The 1,725-nt window shown below is 62.5% G+C and carries 1 protein-coding gene; it reads left to right on the top strand.

Annotated elements, in window-relative coordinates:
• A partial coding sequence (locus SM418_RS37895) for a reverse transcriptase/maturase family protein (RefSeq protein WP_371966185.1) occupies positions 1–1,646 on the top strand: 1,646 nt, incomplete at its 5' end.
• Positions 1,647–1,725 lie beyond the last annotated feature (79 nt).

Genomic DNA, 1,725 nt, shown 5'->3' with positions numbered 1-1,725 from the left:
CCGCAGAGACCGTTGACAGCATGTCGCTGACCAAAATCGGACGCATCATCGACGCGATGCGCCACGAGCGCTACCGATTCAGCCCGGTCCGGAGAACCTACATTCCAAAAAGGAATGGAACCAAGAGAGCTCTGGGCATGCCGAAATGGTCGGATAAACTGGTCGGCGAGGTGATCCGCCTGCTTCTGGAGGCGTATTATGAGCCCCAGTTCTCCGGCCGTTCCCATGGATTTCGTCCCCGGCGAGGCTGCCACACCGCGCTACGCGAGGTAGCCGATGTCTGGACCGGGACGTCCTGGTTCATCGAAGGTGACGTCTCCGACTGCTTCGGGTCACTAGACCACCAGGTCATGATCCGCATACTGGCGGAGAAGATCCATGACAAACGGTTCCTGCGGCTGGTGCGCAACATGCTGACGGCCGGATACCTGGAGGACTGGACATGGCATGCCACCCTGTCGGGGGCACCCCAGGGCGGAGTGGTATCGCCGATCCTGTCCAACATCTACCTGCACGGGCTGGACCGCTACGTCGAGACGGTTCTGATCCCGGAATACACCCGAGGCGGGTTGCGGGCACGCAACACCGCCTACCGCAAGGTGGAAAAGCAACTCGCCATGGCCCGCAAGCGCGGTGACAGGCCCCAGGCACGGCAACTGCGCAAGAGGCTACGCGAGATGCCCAGTCAGGATATGCACGACCCTGGCTACCGGCGGTTGCGCTACATCCGATACGCCGACGACACCTTGCTGGGATTCGCCGGACCCAAACACGAAGCCGAGCAGATCAAGCGGCGGCTCGCTCAGTTCCTGCGCGACGACCTCAAACTGGAACTCTCCGAAGCCAAAACCCTGATCACTCATGCCCGCACCCAGCGGGCCCGGTTCCTCGGCTACGAAATCGCCGTGCGACGCAGCGACCGCAAAGCCACCCGAGGCCGGAGATCGACCAACGGCAGCATAGCGCTCCACGTGCCCGCATCGGCGATCAAAGAAAAGTGTGCCCCCTACTTGAAACGCGGCGAACCCGCGCACCTGACCCGGCTGCTGGATGCCACTGACACAGACATCATCGGCATCTACGGGTCCACCTACCGGGGCATCGTCCAGTACTACCTGCTGGCAGGTGACGCCTTCCGGCTCAGCCGCCTGCACTGGGTCATGCAGACCTCACTGCTCAAAACACTGGCCGGCAAGCACAAATCAACGGTGTCGACGATGGCACGAAAGTACAAGGCCACCATCGACACTCCTGCGGGACCCCGCAAGTGCATCCAGGCCAGCATCGAACGCGGTGACAGGAAACCACTGGTCGCCAGGTTCGGCGGTATTCCATTAAAACGGCAGAAGAAGGCGGTCATCATCGACCGCCACCCCGGCCGCAGTCCCACACACCCCCGCAAACAGCTGATCACCCGGCTACTCCGTGGGCGGTGCGAACTCTGCGACGCAACGGACGAAATCCAGGTCCATCACGTCCGCAAACTCGCAGATCTGGGAAGGCTCGGGCAGTCACAACCCGAGTGGGCCCGGCTCATGGCAGAGCGGCGACGCAAAACCCTGATCGTCTGCAAGAACTGCCACGACCAAATCCACAATCGGAACCCTGCCATCACGCAGCAGTCACCGGAGAGCCCGTTGCGGTGAAAGCCGCACGGCGGGTTCGGGAGGAGGCCGTCGGAAAAGGACCAGCCAACGCTGGCACCTCGCCGACGGCCCACCTCAC

Source organism: Actinomadura chokoriensis (assembly GCF_041463665.1).
Lineage (GTDB): Bacteria > Actinomycetota > Actinomycetes > Streptosporangiales > Streptosporangiaceae > Spirillospora > Spirillospora chokoriensis_A.
Note: the sequence above shows the minus strand (reverse complement) of the source record. Positions and strands in the feature narration are given on the sequence as shown.